The 15,658-nt window shown below is 64.1% G+C and carries 13 protein-coding genes and 1 pseudogene; 5 read left to right on the forward strand and 9 right to left on the reverse strand.

Translation table 11 applies throughout. From position 1 onward, the window contains the following. The first annotated feature begins 38 nt into the window (after positions 1–38). Together SKZ59_RS02050 and SKZ59_RS02055 are read left to right on the forward strand one after the other, a co-directional pair. A complete protein-coding gene (locus tag SKZ59_RS02050) occupies positions 39–1,046 on the forward strand; it encodes a gamma-glutamyl-gamma-aminobutyrate hydrolase family protein (protein WP_034746507.1) in 1,008 nt (335 codons plus the stop codon). After that, a complete protein-coding gene (locus SKZ59_RS02055; RefSeq protein WP_319990681.1) occupies positions 1,043–2,122 on the forward strand; it encodes an alginate lyase family protein in 1,080 nt (359 codons plus the stop codon). Before SKZ59_RS02050 ends, SKZ59_RS02055 begins: the two co-directional genes overlap by 4 nt. Here SKZ59_RS02055 and SKZ59_RS02060 read toward each other — a convergent pair whose 3' ends face one another. From SKZ59_RS02060 to SKZ59_RS02095, 8 genes and pseudogenes are all read right to left on the reverse strand, one after another. Then, positions 2,123–4,594, reverse strand: coding sequence for a TonB-dependent siderophore receptor (locus SKZ59_RS02060; RefSeq protein WP_319990682.1), 2,472 nt, complete (start codon positions 4,592–4,594; stop codon positions 2,123–2,125). 95 nt (positions 4,595–4,689) lie between these two features. After that, positions 4,690–5,334, reverse strand: a complete 645-nt coding sequence (locus tag SKZ59_RS02065; RefSeq protein WP_319991084.1) for a FecR domain-containing protein — start codon at positions 5,332–5,334, stop codon at positions 4,690–4,692. A gap of 189 nt (positions 5,335–5,523) precedes the next feature. Continuing rightward, positions 5,524–6,006: pseudogene (locus SKZ59_RS02070) on the reverse strand (sigma-70 family RNA polymerase sigma factor); the annotation flags it as partial. A 217-nt stretch (positions 6,007–6,223) separates the two neighbouring features. Then, a complete protein-coding gene (locus SKZ59_RS02075) occupies positions 6,224–7,354 on the reverse strand; it encodes a YbdK family carboxylate-amine ligase (RefSeq protein ID WP_034746510.1) in 1,131 nt (376 codons plus the stop codon). Further along, positions 7,355–8,542, reverse strand: coding sequence for a cation:proton antiporter (locus tag SKZ59_RS02080; protein ID WP_046684256.1), 1,188 nt, complete (start codon positions 8,540–8,542; stop codon positions 7,355–7,357). 313 nt (positions 8,543–8,855) lie between these two features. Then, on the reverse strand, positions 8,856–10,025 hold the full coding sequence (locus SKZ59_RS02085) for a vWA domain-containing protein (RefSeq protein ID WP_034746518.1): 1,170 nt from the start codon (positions 10,023–10,025) through the stop codon (positions 8,856–8,858). Beyond that, entirely contained in the window at positions 10,019–10,657 is a 639-nt protein-coding gene (locus tag SKZ59_RS02090) for a GNAT family N-acetyltransferase (RefSeq protein WP_034746520.1), read from the reverse strand. The genes SKZ59_RS02085 and SKZ59_RS02090 overlap by 7 nt, the downstream gene beginning before the upstream one ends. 9 nt (positions 10,658–10,666) lie before the next feature. Beyond that, positions 10,667–11,536, reverse strand: a complete 870-nt coding sequence (locus tag SKZ59_RS02095; protein WP_034746522.1) for an AAA family ATPase — start codon at positions 11,534–11,536, stop codon at positions 10,667–10,669. Between the two features lie 233 nt (positions 11,537–11,769). Here SKZ59_RS02095 and SKZ59_RS02100 point away from each other — a divergent pair, with 233 nt between their 5' ends. Next, positions 11,770–12,099, forward strand: a complete 330-nt coding sequence (locus tag SKZ59_RS02100; RefSeq protein ID WP_034746524.1) for a c-type cytochrome — start codon at positions 11,770–11,772, stop codon at positions 12,097–12,099. Positions 12,100–12,110: 11 nt separating this feature from the next. Beyond that, positions 12,111–12,452 (forward strand): c-type cytochrome, encoded by a 342-nt coding sequence (locus SKZ59_RS02105; RefSeq protein ID WP_034746527.1) that lies wholly within the window; start codon positions 12,111–12,113, stop codon positions 12,450–12,452. 14 nt (positions 12,453–12,466) lie between these two features. Here SKZ59_RS02105 and norR read toward each other — a convergent pair whose 3' ends face one another. Next, the gene (norR, locus tag SKZ59_RS02110; protein ID WP_034746530.1) at positions 12,467–14,023 is read right to left on the reverse strand and encodes a nitric oxide reductase transcriptional regulator NorR; all 1,557 of its coding nucleotides are present in this window, start codon (positions 14,021–14,023) and stop codon (positions 12,467–12,469) included. 150 nt (positions 14,024–14,173) lie between these two features. Here norR and nirK point away from each other — a divergent pair, with 150 nt between their 5' ends. Further along, entirely contained in the window at positions 14,174–15,658 is a 1,485-nt protein-coding gene (nirK, locus tag SKZ59_RS02115; RefSeq protein ID WP_319990683.1) for a copper-containing nitrite reductase, read from the forward strand.

Genomic DNA, 15,658 nt, shown 5'->3' on the forward strand with positions numbered 1-15,658 from the left:
TATATTGAAACCGTTCTCCGCTTTCAGTCAGCCCCGCCATGTCAGACGAAAAAGATCCCCAGCAGCCCCCGTCCACCGACCCAGCGCCGCCAGAGCCAGCACCGGCGCGGCCCGACCGGGTCGGCCGCCGGGCACCCGATGACGAGCACCGCGCGCGCGACGCCGCCCCCCGCTACCTGAAGGATAACGATACGCCACTGGCGCTGGCCTGGCGGGTGATCTCGTCGCGCTACCGCTCCATGCGCGACAAGGCCAGCCGCGATTTCATGCGGCGCACCCTGCGCATCGGCATCTCGGCACGCATTTTCCACCCCGAGCCGGGCGCCACTGGCCTGCGCAGCAAGAACCTGCAATACCTGGAAGAGTCGATCGCGCAGTGGGTCATGTCGCGCGACGTGCTGGTGTTCATGATCCCGACGGTCAATACCAACGGTCAGCTACACCCGAGTAACATCACCTTGCGCCACTATGCGCGCCACCTCGACGGCCTGGTGCTGCAGGGCGGCGCCGATGTTTCGCCGCAGACGTATTCCGAGGCGGCCACGCGGCCCGAATGGAACGGCGACCGCGCGCGCGACCTGTACGAACTGGAACTGCTGCACGAATTCGTCGACGCGGGCAAACCCGTGCTGGGCATTTGCCGCGGCTGCCAACTGATCAACGTGGGCTTTGGCGGCACCCTGTACCAGGACATCGCTTCGGACGTGGAAGGCGCCGCCTCGCACGTCAACGACCTGTATGACCGTCACCGCCACACCATCGTCTTCCCGAAAGGCTCGTCGCTGGCGGGCATGTTCCCGAAGGCGGGCGAGGCGCTCGTCAATTCCATCCACCACCAGTCGGTCAAGGACCTGGGGCGCGACGTCACCGTGGAAGCGTATTCGCAAGGGGACAACATCGTCGAAGCCATCCGCTACCAGCGGGCGCGCTTCGTCATGGGCTTGCAGTGGCACCCGGAATTCCATTCGGCGGGCGGCGTCGAGCTGCTCGATTGCACGCCCATCCTCGATAATTTCTTGCGCGCGGCGCGGGAGACGCGGTTTTGAGTGCGCACCTGATGCGCCGGCGCATGGTACTGGCCGGCCTGCTGGCGCTGCCCCTGGCGGGCTTGCGCGCGGCGCCGCGTCCGCACGACGGCCCGCTGGCGTTTGCCTTGACCTCCGCCGCGCGGGCTCGCATGCTCAAGGCGAAGGTGGCGCCGGCCATCGCCGAACAGGTGCTCAAGGCGGCGCGCAAGGATGCGGCGCGGCCCGTGCATCTGATGGCCGAAGTGCGCACGGGCGGCTTGCTGAAGGGCGAGGGCGGGCGCGAGACCAGCCAGCAGGCGCAGGAAGACTGGCGCCAGGCGCGCTTGCAGGCCCTGGCCTGGCGGCTGTCTGGCGAGATGGCGCATTTCGAGGCGGCGCGCCAGCTGCTGCTGGCCTGGAGCGGCAGTTATCAGCCCTCATTCAGTCCCGTGGACGAGACGGAGCTGGCCAGCCTGCTGATGGGCTTTGACCTGGTACAGGAACGCTTGAACGGCGTCGAGCGCGAGCAGGTGCAGGCGTTTTGCCGCACCCTGGCGAACGGGTATCTGAGTGATCCCATCAAGGTGGGCGGCCCGTCCACGGCGCGCAATAACTGGCACAGCCACCGCATCAAGATCGGCACGGCCGCCGCGTATGTCACGGGCGACGCCCTGCTGATCGCGCGCGCGAAGGAGCGCTTCCTGGCGCACGTGCCGCGCAATATCGGCGCTGGCGGCGTGCCCTTCGACTTCGAGCAGCGCGACGCCCTGCACTACACCACCTACAGCCTGGAGCCGCTGCTGACGACGGCTCTGATGGCGCAGGCGCATGGCGACGACTGGTATGGCGCGCCGGAAGCGAAGCGCCTTGCCGAGGCGCTGGCCTGGCTGTCACCGTATGCGCAGGGCAAAAAGACGCACGAGGAATTCGCGAAAAGCGCCGTGCCCTTCGACCGCAAGCGCGTGGCGGCCGGCGAAAAGGGCTTTACGGGGAATTGGGAACCGAAGGGGGCCGCCAATGTGTATTTGCTGGCGGCGCGCTTCGATCCCGCTTACCTGTCCCTGGCGCTGGAATTGCGTCCGCCAGCCTGGGCGCTGGCGCTGTACGGCAACTGATTAAAACTTCGTGCGCAAGGTCAGCATGACATTGCGCGGTTCGCCGTAAAAGCCCGTCTGGAACAGGCCCAGGCCCGTGAAGTACTTTTTACCCGTCAGGTTGTTCACGTTCAGGCTGGCCGTTGTGTTCTTGCTGATTTCGTAGCGGGCCAACAGGTTGACCAGGGCAAAGCCGCCTTGTTCAATGCGCGCATAGTCATTGGCGGCCGGGTTCCAGATATGGCCGTAGAAGCCGCTTTGCCAGTTGACGCCACCTCCCACGATGATTTTATTCAGGCTGGCCGGCAGGCGCCATGTCCCCTGCACGCGCAGCAGGTGCGGCGGCTGCGTCGTTTGCAGCATGGTGGAAAACACTTCCTGTCCATCCTTGTCGCGGATACGCGTATAGGTATAGCCGGCGCTCAGTTTCACATCGTTCAGCACTTCGCCGGTCACTTCCATTTCGAGGCCGCGGCTGGTGACGCCGTCGATGCCTTCATACGCTTCCTCGCCATTGACCTCGCCCACATAGTTGGCCACGTTGCTCTGGCGGATCTGGTACAGCGAGGCGCTGGCGTTGACTTTACCTTCCAGGAATTCGGCTTTCACGCCCGCCTCGAAACCCTTGCCGCGCACGGGGGCGAGGAAGTTGCGGTTCATGTCGCGGTTGCTTTGCGGCGCGAAGATGCTCGTGTAGCTGCCGAAGAGGGAATAGGTTTTGTCCAGGTCATACACGACGCCCGCATACGGCGTGATGACATTGCTTTCGTCGATACGCGAGGTGATGCGCGCTGTGCCGCTGTCGAAGAAGATACGGTCCTGGTCCTGCTTGTAGTTGCTGACGCGCGCGCCGACGATGACGGACAGCGCCTCCAGGGGACGCAGGCGCAGCGCGCCATACAGGCCGCTCTGGCGTGTCTTGTCGTTGTCGTTGCCCAGGCGCGTGAACGCCGGTTCCGCGTACTGGCCGCGCCAGTCGAAGTAGCTGCCTTCCACCGGCGGGTAGACGGATTCGTAGACGGGACCGTCCTGCTTCGCGCTGGAGTGGGAATAGCCGATCATCGCTTCGTGGCGGCGGCCGAAGGCCGTAAATGGTCCGCTGGCGTCCACGTTGACGGTGGTCTGGCGGCGGTCACCCTTGTATTTTCCCATGAAGAAGTAGGCGCCTTCGCCCGTGACGGGATCGGGATTGCCGCCGCTGGCCGAACCGAGCACGCTGTCATGCTTGCTGCGCAGCTGGTTGGCGCTCAATTTCAGTTTCCACTCGTTGGCGAACGTATGTTCGAGCGACGAGAACAGCGTGGTGTTCTGCATGTCGCGGCGGCTCCAGTCCGTGGCCGGGTTCCACGAGGTGGGGAAATCCGTGCGCGAGCCGTCGGCCAGCAGCACGGGGAAACCGGTCCAGGTCGAGCCGCGCGGCTTGTAGTCCTGGTGCGTGAAGCCGGCCGTCAGCAGGGTGACGGGCGTCAGGTCCGCCTCGATGATGCCGTAGGCGACGGATTTCTGCTGCGTGTAGCGGTCCAGGTGGGAATGCTTGTCCTGGTAGGCGCCCACCAGGCGGCCGCGCACCGTGCGGCTGGCATTGAGCGGGCCGGAAACATCGGCTTCGCCGCGGTAGTTATCCCACGATCCCGCGCCCAGGGTGGCCGAGCCTTCGAAGGCTGCAGTAGGGCGCTTGCGCACCATGTTGACGGTGGCCGACGGGTCGCCCGAGCCGCTCATCAAGCCCGTTGCACCCTTGAGCACTTCGATGCGGTCGTAGATGGCCATGTCGCTGTTCGTCGTGCCCCAGTCGTAGACGCCGTCATAGATGGCCGACACGCCGTCATACTGGAAATTGGTGACGGCAAAGCCGCGTGCCCAGAAGCTCCAGCGGTCGCTGTCATAGTTTTGCACGTTGACGCCATTGACGTTCTTCATGACATCGGAGACGGCATTGCTGTTCTGGTCATCCATCTGCTGGCGCGTGACGATGGTCAGCGATTGCGGCGTTTCGCGCTGCGTCAGGGCCAGGCCCGTAGCGCCGCTGGCGGGGCCTCCCGTATAGCTGCCCGTGCCGCTGGTGACGGCGCTGCGTTCGGCTGCCGCCACCACGGTGACGCCGCCCATGACGGCCACGCCGCGGCTGTCCGCCGAAGGGGCGCCGGCGCTGGCGGGGATTTTCTGCAGCAGGTAGCCGCCATTCGCCTGCGGCACGGCTTGCAGGCCGCTGCCGGCCAGCAGCACGCGGAAACCATCGTGCACGCCATAGCTGCCTTGCAGGCCGGCGCTGCGCAAGCCCTGCGTGGCCTCGCTGGAGAACGACAATAAAATGGCGCTGTCGCTGCCGAAGCGCGTCAGCACGTCGCCGAGCGTACCGGCGGGAATGCTGTAGGTGCGCACTTGCCGGGTTTGCGCCTGGGCCGATGCCGGCAGGGCCAGGGCCATGCCGATCTGCGACAGGGCGCAGGCGAGGACGGTGCGGGTAAGGAGGGAACGCGAAGCGTGGTGCATGGAATAAAACCTTTCGTGGATGCGCAAGATGGAGACTGCCTATCTTCCAGGTCACGCAAGCACGGCGAAACAGCTCACTTTGCAGAAAATATTTTTCAGCGGGCCGCCAGTTCTATCCTGACGACTTGATGGCCCCAGAAGCGCGTGACGGTATGGCGCCGCAGCTGCAGGCTGGCGCCGACGGCGTCGAGGATGGCATCGACATCGGCCAGCGGGTAGGAGCCGGAGACGCGCAGGCCGGCGATGGCGGGCGCGCAGCTCAATGGATGGTCGCTGTAGCGCGACAGCTCGGCGAGGAAATCGGCCAGGCGCATGTCGCGCGCCACCAGCATGCCATTGAGCCACGCGCCGCCATACGGCGCCAGGGCCTGGCGGTGCACGCCCGTGCCGTCGAAATGGGCGCCTTCGCCGGGACGCAGCACCAGGCGCTGCGCGCCATCATCGGCCAGCACGGCGACGGCCCCTTCGAGCACGCCGGCGCTGGCGTATTGCTCGTGCAGGCGCACGGTGAAACGCGTGCCCAGCGCCTGCAGGCTGCCATGCGGCGTGTCGACGAAGAAGGGGCGCTGCGCCGCATCCTTGCCGGTGGCGATAAAGATTTCACCGGCCAGCAGTTCGATGCGGCGCCATGCGCCGTCGTAAGCGATATTCACGGCGCTATTGGTATTGAGCGCGAGCTGCGTGCCATCATCGAGGGTCACCACGCGGCGCTGGTTGACGGCCGTGCGGTAGTCGGCCATCCAGCCGCGCCATGGGCTGCGGCGTTCGAACGCATACAGCGAGGCACCGCAGGCCAGCAGCAGTGCCAGGGTCTTGACGGCGTGGCGGCGCGGCGCGTTCGCTTGCACGCAGGCGCGCAGCAGGGTCGCGTGCACGGCGGACGGCAGGTGTTCGTGCTGCGTTTGCAGCTGCTGCCACGCTTGCGTGGCGCTGCCGGCGCGCTGCAGATGGCGTTTCACGGTGGCCAGCGAGATGCCGAGCTGGCGCGCGATGTCTTCCTGCGGCAGTTCGTCGAGCTGGCGGAGTAAAAAAGCCCGTTTCACGGGAGGCGGCAAGCCGTCGAGCATGCGGTCGAGTTCAAACACGGTGGCCAGCAGTAGCGCCCGATCCTCGGGCGACGGCGCATGCAGGGGCGGCAGCTGCGCCAGCACGTCGAGATAAGCCTGTTCCAGTTTCTGGCGGCGGTAATGGTTGAACAGCACGCGCTGGGCGACGGTGGCGAGAAAGGCGCGCGGTTCGCGCGCGGCGACGGCGTCTTCGCGGTCGAGCAGGCGCATGAAGGTGTCCTGCGCCACATCGGCCGCGCACGCCGTGCTGCCCAGCTTCTTGCGCAGCCAGCCCTGCAGCCAGCCGTGGTGGTCGGCATACAGTGTCGTGATGTCCTGGCGTTGTAACGGCTTTGCCAGCGGCATCGCATTCCCCTTGCAAGCGTGACCGGGCCAGCCAGATCAATTTAGTTAATAGGAATCATTCTCAACTATTGTAGCAAGCGGGGGATAAGGTGTAAATGTGGGGTGTGGTTTTTTAGCGCGTTGCTGGCGTTGTTTAAACCCCAGAAGCAAGATCTGGGGTCGGACCCTGCAGGGTCCGACCCCGGAAGTTCAGGTGTTGGGTTGGACGGGCTAGTCCTTAGTAGTTCATCGGCTCGCCCCGGAAACACCGGATCGCCGAATCGACCATGCCCTCGGCGCTGCCCTGCAAACTGTGCTGCTTGCGCAGGTATTGCGCGTCGCTCCATTGCTTGGCCACGTCCGACAGGTGTTTCAGGGCCGGCGTGCTGCCCAGCGCCTCGGCATGCGGTTCCATCTTGCGCAGCGTCGTCATGATGTCTTCGCGCAGCGACATCGTCTCGTAGGTTTTCGGATGCGTGATGGCGCCATCGAGGCCGAAGCGGCAAGCCTGGAAGCGGTTGTAGTTATATACGAGGTAATCGTCTTCGACCGGCGGCACTTCCTTGCGTTCGAGCAGGTAGCGGCACAGGGCCTGCAGGTAGGCGGCCAGTGCGGCGGCACGCTCCACCGTCAGCGGCGTGTCGCACACGCGCAGTTCGATGGTGCCGAATTCCGGCTTGGGACGGATATCCCAGTAAAAGTCCTTCATGCTCTTGATGATGCCCGTGTTCTCCATCTTGGCGAAATACTCGTTGGAGAACTGGTCCCAGCTCAGGGTGAACGGCGCGCGCCCGCTCATGGGAAACGCGAACACGGAGTTCAGACGGGCCGAGTCGAACAGGGTGTCGCGCCCCTGCACGTAGGGCGAGGAAGCCGACAGGGCGATGAAGTGGGGGATGTAGCGGTTCAGCGAATGCAGCAGGAACATGGCGTCATCGCCCGAGGCGCAGCCGATGTGCACGTGCTGGCCGAAGATGGTGAACTGCTTGGCCAGGTAGCCGTACAGCTCCGAAATCTCCTGGAAGCGGGGCTTGGAAAAGATCTTTTGCGACGACCATTGCTGGAACGGGTGCGTGCCGCCGCCCGCGATGCCGATATTGAGCTTGTCGCCGGCCGTGATCAAGGTGTCGCGGATTTCCTGCAACTGCGCCAGCAGGGGGCCGTGATGCGTGTGCACGCTCGAGTTAATCTCGATCATGCTCTCGGTGATTTCCGGCGTGACGTTGCCGGGAAACGGTTTCTTGTTCAGCAGATGCAGCAGGTCGGGGCTGGCGGCCGTCAAGTCATAGTCCGACAGGTTCACCAGTTGCAGTTCGAGTTCGACGCCGAAGGTCAGCGCGGCCGATTGGCCAAAGGGTTCCAGTGGCATTTAGCGCTCCTTGATTTCATGGGTTTCTTTGGCCAGCATCAGCACGCGCTGCACCAGCACGGGGCCGACCAGTTCCAGGCCCAAGGTGATGGCGGCCAGGGCGTTCAATTCGTCGCCGAAGTTCACGCCGTGCTGGCGCGCGTGTTCGAGCAGCAGGATGATGAAGACGGAAACGGGCGTCAGCGCCACGCCCGTCAGCACGCCCTTGCGCCAGGAAATGCCGCTCACGTGCGAAAACGCGGCCACGCCGGCGACCTTCGTCAGCAAGCGTCCGCCGACGACGGCCAGGGCCAGGCCCGCTCCGGCCGTCACGCTGGCCCATTCCAGGGTCGAGGCGGCATACACGAACAGCAGCACCGTCAGCAGCTCGCCCATGGCGCCGAAATTGCGCTGCGCCTGGCTGAAGGCGACCCTGCGGTGGCGCGCCACCAGGCCGAAAGTGAGGGTGGCCAGCAGCGGCGACAGGCTGGTGGTGTAGGTCAGGGCGACGAGCAGCATCACCGACAGCGCGAACGCCACGGTGGCGTCTTGCGCCATATTGCCCAGGCGGCGCAGCATGGCCGGCACGACGATACCGAAGACGGTACCGGCGGCCACCGAGGCGGCCAGCACGGCGGCGCTGCTGCTGCTCGCCTCGATCAAATCGGTGGAGCTCTGGAACATCCAGAAGCCGACGATGATGTTGAACGTGAAGACGGCCAGCACGCAATTCAAGGCCGTGAGGTGGACGATGCGTTCCGTGACCTGGCCCGAGCTGCGTTCCTCGTTGATGACGCGCATGATGGTGGCCGGCGAAGTGGACATGGCCAGCGACGCGAGCAGCAGCGCCGTCATCGAAGTGCTGCCGAATTCGATGCCGATGAAGTAGACGACGGCAAAGGTCAGCAGGGATTCGACCAGGCCCGTGACGGCGATCCACGGGTTGTTCTTCAGCCAGCGCAGGTTGATGCGGTAGCCCACCTCGAACAGGATCAGGCCGAAGGCCACGTCGGCCAGCACCAGCATGGGGCCGGCGTCCGTCTGCGGCAGGATGCCCACCTGCGTCTGCGCGAGGACGAAACCGATCACGCCGTAAAAACTGATGCGCGGCAGGCCCGTCCAGCGGTGGCCGAATTCGCCCACTACCCAGGCCAGGGTAATGGCGAACGGCCAGGACAGGTCGGCGGCGATCGAGATCAGACTTTGCATGCTCATTCCTTTGAAAATGGCGCTGGCACCGGCCGGCAGCACGGGGGCTGGCGCGGCAATGTCGTGGTGCAGCGATGGTGCATTGTTTGCGCAGAGCGATGCGCCGATTCTACCGGAGCAGAAGGCGCGCACGATGTGCGCAATCGAACAGTGTCGCGGCCATGGCGGCCGCGCACAGGATGCAGCAGGGTAGGGCAGGACTGGTACCAGCGTATGGTACCCGCCCGCGGCGGAGATGCTCCGCACGGTAGTGCCGTGTCGCAGTGTACGGCATGGCGGCCCCCTGCCGCCATGGACTTTTTGTTAGGCGCTTTTATTTACTGAGCAGGCGCATGCCCCGCTCCAGCCCGTCGATCGACAGGGGGAACATGCGGTTGTTCATCAACTGCCGCATCACGCCGATCGACTGGCGGTACTGCCACAAGCCCTCGGACTCTGGATTGAGCCAGATGAATTTCGGGAACGCCTGGGTAAAGCGCGCCAGCCACGTCGACCCCGCTTCCTCGTTGTTGTACTCGACGCTGCCGCCCGGCTGCAGGATTTCATAGGGACTCATGGTGGCGTCGCCGACGAAGATCAGTTTGGTGTCGGGCGGGTATTTGCGCAGCACGTCCCAGGTGGGAAAACGCTCGGCGTTGCGGCGCCGGTTGTTCTTCCACAAATAGTCGTAGACGCAGTTATGGAAGTAAAAGAACTCCATGTTCTTGAATTCCGTCTTCGCCGCCGAGAACAGTTCCTCGGTGCGCTCGATATGGTCGTCCATGCTGCCGCCCACATCCAACAGCATCAGCACCTTGATGCGGTTCTTGCGCTCGGGCCGCATCCTGATGTCGAGGTAGCCCGCGTTGTTCGCCGTGGCGGCAATGGTGGCGTCCAGCGCCAGTTCGTCTTCCGCGCCTTCGCGCGCGAACTTGCGCAGGCGGCGTAGCGCCACCTTGATGTTGCGCGTGCCCAGTTCGCGCTCGCCGTCGTAATCCTTGTAGCTGCGCGCTTCCCACACTTTCACGGCCGTGCGGTTGCCGCCCTTGCCGCCGATGCGGATGCCTTCCGGATTCGTGCCGCCATTGCCGAACGGCGACGTGCCACCCGTGCCTATCCACTTGCTGCCGCCTTCGTGGCGCTCCTTCTGCTCCTTCAGCAGCTCGTTCAGGCGGTCCATCAGTTTGTCGTAGCCGAATTTCTCCAGCTGCGCCTTCTGCTCCTCGGACAGCTCGCGCTGCATGCGCTTGAGCAGCCAGTCGAGCGGAATCGCCGCGTTCGTGTCGAAGGCCGCGTTGACGCCCTTGAAATACTGGGCAAACGCGCGGTCGAACTTGTCGAAATGGGCTTCATCCTTGACCAGGGTCAGGCGCGACAGATAGTAAAAATCATCCATCGAAGCGTCGATGACGTTCTTTTGCAGCGCCTCGAGCAAGGTCAGAAATTCCTTGATCGAGACGGGAATCTTCGCGTCCTTGAGCGTGAAGAAGAAATCGATCAGCATGGCGACCGCTCTCCCGCGCGCGGCAGTGCGGCGATGGGGCGCTGCGCCAGCTTGTAGCGCAGATGGGCGGCAATCTCGGGCCACTCGCCGCGCGTGATGCTGTACATGACGGTGTCGCGCACGGTGCCGTCGCGGCGCAGCGCATGGTGGCGCAGCACGCCATCCTTTTTCGCGCCCAGGCGTTCGATGGCCGCCTGCGAGGCGTGGTTGAAATTATCGGTGCGCAGGCCCACCAGCGCGCAGCCGAGCGTGTCGAAGGCGTGCGCCAGCAGCAGCAATTTGCAGGTGGTGTTGACGTGGCTGCGCTGGCAGCGCTTCGCATACCAGGTGTAGCCGATTTCCAGGCGCCCGATGGCCGGCACCACGTCGTGGTAGCTGGTGGTGCCGAGCACCTCGCCGCTGGCCGCGTCGACGACGGCAAAGGCGAAGCGCGTGGGGCGCATCTCGATGCCCTTGAAAATGTACTGGTCCACCTGGTCCGGCTCGGGCACGGAGGTGACGCGCAGATTCCACAGTTCGCCATCCATGGCCGCCGCGCGCAGGCCGGCCGCATGGTGCGGCGCCAGCGCTTCGAGGCGGATGCCGTGCAGTTCCAGGGGGACGAAGACCTTGTCGGGGCTGATGTCGTTCACCGGCGCTCCTTAGCGGTTGGTGCGCGACATGAACATCAGGCGCTCGAACAGGTGCACGTCCTGCTCGTTCTTCAGCAGCGCCCCGTGCAGCGGCGGCACGACGGCCTTGTTGTCCTTGCTGCGCAAGGCTTCGGCCGGAATGTCCTCGGCCAGCAGGAGTTTCAGCCAGTCGAGGAATTCCGACGTCGACGGTTTTTTCTTCAGGCCCGGCACGTCGCGCACTTCATAGAAGGTTTGCAGCGCCTGCGCCAGCAATTCCTGTTTCAGGTGCGGGTAGTGGACGGCGACGATCTGCTCCATCGTGTCCTTGTCCGGGAATTTGATGTAGTGGAAGAAGCAGCGGCGCAAAAAGGCGTCCGGCAATTCCTTCTCGTTGTTCGATGTGATGATGACGAGCGGACGGTGGCGCGCCGTGACCATTTCGCGCGTTTCATACACATAGAATTCCATGCGGTCCAGTTCGCGCAGCAGGTCGTTCGGGAATTCGATGTCGGCCTTGTCGATTTCATCGATCAAGAGCACCACCGGTTCGGGCGCCGTGAAGGCCTGCCACAGCACGCCCTTGACGATGTAGTTCTGGATGTCGCGCACGCGCTCGTCGCCGAGCTGCGAATCGCGCAGGCGCGAGACGGCGTCGTATTCGTACAGGCCCTGCTGCGCCTTGGTGGTCGATTTGATATGCCATTGCATCAGCGGCATGTTCAGCGCGGCGGCCACTTCCTCGGCCAGCATGGTCTTGCCCGTGCCCGGTTCTCCCTTGATCAGCAGCGGGCGTTGCAGGGTCAGCGCCGCATTCACGGCCAGTTTCAGGTCGGCGGTGGCGACATAGCTGTCGGAACCTTCGAAGCGTTGGCCTTGCTGGGTGTGCTGTGCTTGCATGAGCGGTCTGCCAAAGTGGGGAAATGGTGAGTATAAACAGAACTGTGGCCTAGCGTCACGCGGACGGCCTGTGCCTGCGTGCCTACAATGCGGGTTTTATAGGTGGACTTGCAAGAATATCTTGGCTAGAATCGGCAAGCAGCAGATTAATTGGCAACCTTAATTGTCAACACATAAAATCAAAAAAAACCAGCTCTGGCGTTTCTCCGATTACCTTTGTTCACATTGCCACTATGAAAAAAATATTTGCACTTCTCGTGCTTGCCGGCATAGCAAATGCCGTCACAGCGGCTGACATTGTAGGAAACGCCAAGGCAGCCCCTGCCAAGGTGGAAATGTGTATCGGCTGCCACGGCATTCCCGGTTACAAGGCAACCTTCCCTGAAGTATTCCAGGTGCCGATGATCGGCGGCCAGCCGGCAAAATATATCGAGAATGCGCTGCAAGCCTACAAGAAGGGCGACCGCAAGCACCCCAGCATGAAGGGCATCGCCAGCAGCCTGTCGGACCAGGATATCGCCGATGTCGCCGCGTATTATGCGCAACAAGCCAAGACGAACTGAGGACCAGCCTGATGAAAAAACTACTCGCCGCCCTCGTTTGCGCCACCGTCTCGTTTTCCGCCAGCGCCGCCGGCAATATCAATACAGGCAAGGCCCTGGCCGAAAAATACAGCTGCGCCACCTGCCACGGCAAGGATTACAGTTCGCCCATCGACCCGTCGTACCCAAAACTGGCGGGCCAGCACAAGGATTACCTGGAACATGCGTTGACCGCGTATAAACGGGGCGACAAGGCCAACGGCCGCAACAACGCCATCATGACGGGCCAGGTAAAACCGCTGAGCAACCAGGACATCAAGGACCTGGCCGCTTACCTGCACAGCTTGCCGAGCAGCCTGGTCACTCATCGCTGAGCGGTAACGCCGGCTCAGGCTTTCAAGCCGACGCGGCGCGCCAGCTTGTGCAAGTTACTGGCGTCGAGCCCCAACTGGCGCGCCGCAGCGGCCCAGTTATCCTGATGCAGGACCAGCGCTTGCCGGATGGCCTGGCGCTGGCTCGCTTCCACGATCTGATGCATCGATAGCAGCGGCGCCGCCGGCGTGCCGCACGCGGCTGGCGCCAGCGGCGGCGCGTCCGTGCCGGCCGGCGCTTCCAGCGCATCGAGATCGAGCATATCCGTTTCCAGGGTCACGATGTCCTTGCGGTCCGCGCCGCGTATCACGGCTTTCAGCGCGGCCCGGCTGATCACATGTTCCAATTCGCGCACATTGCCCGGCCAACGGTAATGGCACAAGGCGTTTTCCGCCGCGGCGGACAGGCGCAGGCTGCGCAAGCCCAGGCGCGCGCGGTTCAGTTCCAGGAAACCCCCGGCCAGCAGCAGCACGTCATTGCCCCGCTCGCGCAGCGGCGGAATCGGCACGGGATACACGGATAAACGGTGATACAGGTCGGCGCGGAACGAGCCGTCGCGCACATGTTCGCGCAAGCTGCGGTTGGTGGCGGCGATCACGCGTACGTTGACCCGGCGCGGCCGGTCCGCGCCCAGGCGCTGGATTTCGCCATTTTGCAAGGTGCGCAGCAGCTTGGCCTGTATCGACAATGGCAATTCGCCCACTTCATCGAGAAACAGGGTACCCCCTTCGGCCGCCTCGAAACGCCCGGGCCTGTCGCTGACGGCGCCGGAAAACGCACCGCGCACATGGCCGAATAATTCGCTTTCTGCTAAGGATTCCGGCAAGGCCGCGCAATTGACGTGGATCAAAGGCTTGCCCGCGCGGCGCGACAGCCGGTGCAGGCGGTGCGCGCACAATTCCTTGCCCACGCCCGTCTCTCCCAGCAGCAGCACGGGCAGTTCGGAATCGGCCACCACCTGCAATTCGTGCAGCAAGTGCGTGATGGCGCTGCTCTGGCCCACGAAATCGTGTTCCTCGCGCGGCGCTTGGGCATCGGCCAGCATGGCGCCGCCCGACAGGCGCAGGGCGCGGATTTCCGTTTCCAGCCGCGTGACGCGCACGGCCGCCTCAATGGCGCAGGCCAGTTCGCCCAGGTCGCGCTGCGCCTGCGTATCGAAGGTGCCCACCTGCAGCGCGTCGAGCGTGATCACGCCCCAGCGTTCGCCTTCCAGGTCCAGCGCCATGCCCATGCAGTCGTGCACGGGCAGCGGCTCGCCGGCCCGCTCGGCGATCAGGCCATCGTAGGGATCGGGCAGCGAGCTGTCGTGATGGAAGCACAGCACGCCGCGCCGCTGCAGGATGGCGGCCAGGCGCGGATGGTCGGCGACGGCGAAGCGGCGTCCCAGCGCGTCGTTGGCCAGGCCGGCCATCGCCACGGGGCGCAAATGCTCGCCATCGAGCTTGAGCAAGGCCACGGCCTCGCAGCCGAAGTGGGCGCGCAGGCTGCCGACGAGGCGCTGCAGGCGCACGGCCACGGGCAGGTCGGCGACCAGGTCGGTGAGTAACAGCAGGTGGATGGCGGTGGTGGTCATAAGTACCATGCAGGGTACAACGGACCATGCTTGAACAGGGTCATATCGACCCTGCATTTTTCAAATCGTTGATTTAAAACAAGTTTTTCCTGGCACACGGATTGCCTAGGTAAGGGTGCCGAACCGGCATACAAGACCAAGGAAAGCTTGATGAAAACGACTCCCTCCCTCCGCGCCATCGCCGCCGCCGTCTGCGTACTGGCCATGCCCCTGTCCGTGCAAGCCCAGGTGAGCCTCCCTGCCAGCGCCGCCGCCACCGCCGCCAAACCGGCCGTCGCCGCGGTCAAGCGCTATGAACTGCAAACCAATATCGTCGACGGCAAGATGGTGTTCATCGACGCCAAGGGCCAGGTCAACCCCGTGCTGGCGGCCAAGGTGGGCGACACGGTGGAACTGGTGCTGAAAAGCGGCGAAGGCGCCGAGCACGATCTGCTGATCCCGGAACTGAATGTGGCCTCGGCCAAGTTCAGCGCCAACAGCGGCAGCACCACCGTACGCTTCAAGGTCACGCGCGCCGGCACGTTCACCTATTACTGCTCGATCCCCGGCCATCGCCAGATCGGCATGGAAGGCAAGCTGGAAGTGAGCGGTACCTCGCTGGCCGAAGCCGGAGCGCCGAAGGCTGCTGGCACCGGCAGCGCTGCCAGCGAATCGAGCCAGGCCGCGGCGCTGGCCCTGTACACGCCCGCGCCATCGCCGATGCGCGGCCCCGATCCCTCGGCCGTCAACGTGGCGGCCAACCCCGCCTCCGTACCGACCGCCATCGGCGCGCGTGCGCCGCAAACCCTGAAATACAGGATGGAGACGGTGGAATTGCCGGGCAAGCTCGATGACGGCACCAGTTTTACCTACTGGACCTTCAACCGCCAGGTGCCCGGCCCCATGCTGCGCGCGAAGGTGGGTGACACGGTGGAACTGACCCTGTTCAACGCCAAGGACAGCAAGATGATCCACTCGATCGACTTGCATGCCGTGACGGGTGGCCATGGCGGCGGACAGCACACGCAGGTGGCGCCTGGCCAGGAAAAAACCGTCACCTTCAAGGCGCTCAATCCCGGCCTGTTCGTGTACCACTGCGCCACGCCGCTGGTGCCGCAGCATATCGCGGCCGGCATGTACGGCATGATCCTGGTCGAACCGGAAGGCGGCCTGTCAAAAGTCGACCGCGAGTATTACGTGATGCAGGGCGAGATGTACACGGGCCGTCCGCACGGCGCACCCGTGCACCAGGAAGCGAACCTGGAAAAAATGGCCAATGAGCTGCCCGACTACTACGTCTTCAACGGCGAAGTGGGCGCCCTGAGCAAAACGCACAAACTGCAGGCGAAAGTCGGCGAGACGGTGCGCATCTATTTCGGCGTCGGCGGCCCGAACAAGATTTCATCGTTCCACATCATCGGCGAGATCTTCGACAAGGTGTACAGCGAAGGCTCGATCAGCAGCCCGAAACACGACGTGCAAACCACCCTGGTGGCACCGGGCGGCGCGACCATCGTCGAACTCAAGGTACAGCATCCTGGCAGCTATCTGCTGGTCGACCATGCGCTGTCGCGCGCAGGCAAGGGCGCCGTGGGCGTGCTGGAAGTGACTGGCGAACCCGTGCCCGGCGTCTATCACGCTGGCGCCCATCAATAA

Source organism: Janthinobacterium sp. GMG2 (assembly GCF_033949445.1).
Lineage (GTDB): Bacteria > Pseudomonadota > Gammaproteobacteria > Burkholderiales > Burkholderiaceae_D > Janthinobacterium > Janthinobacterium aestuarii.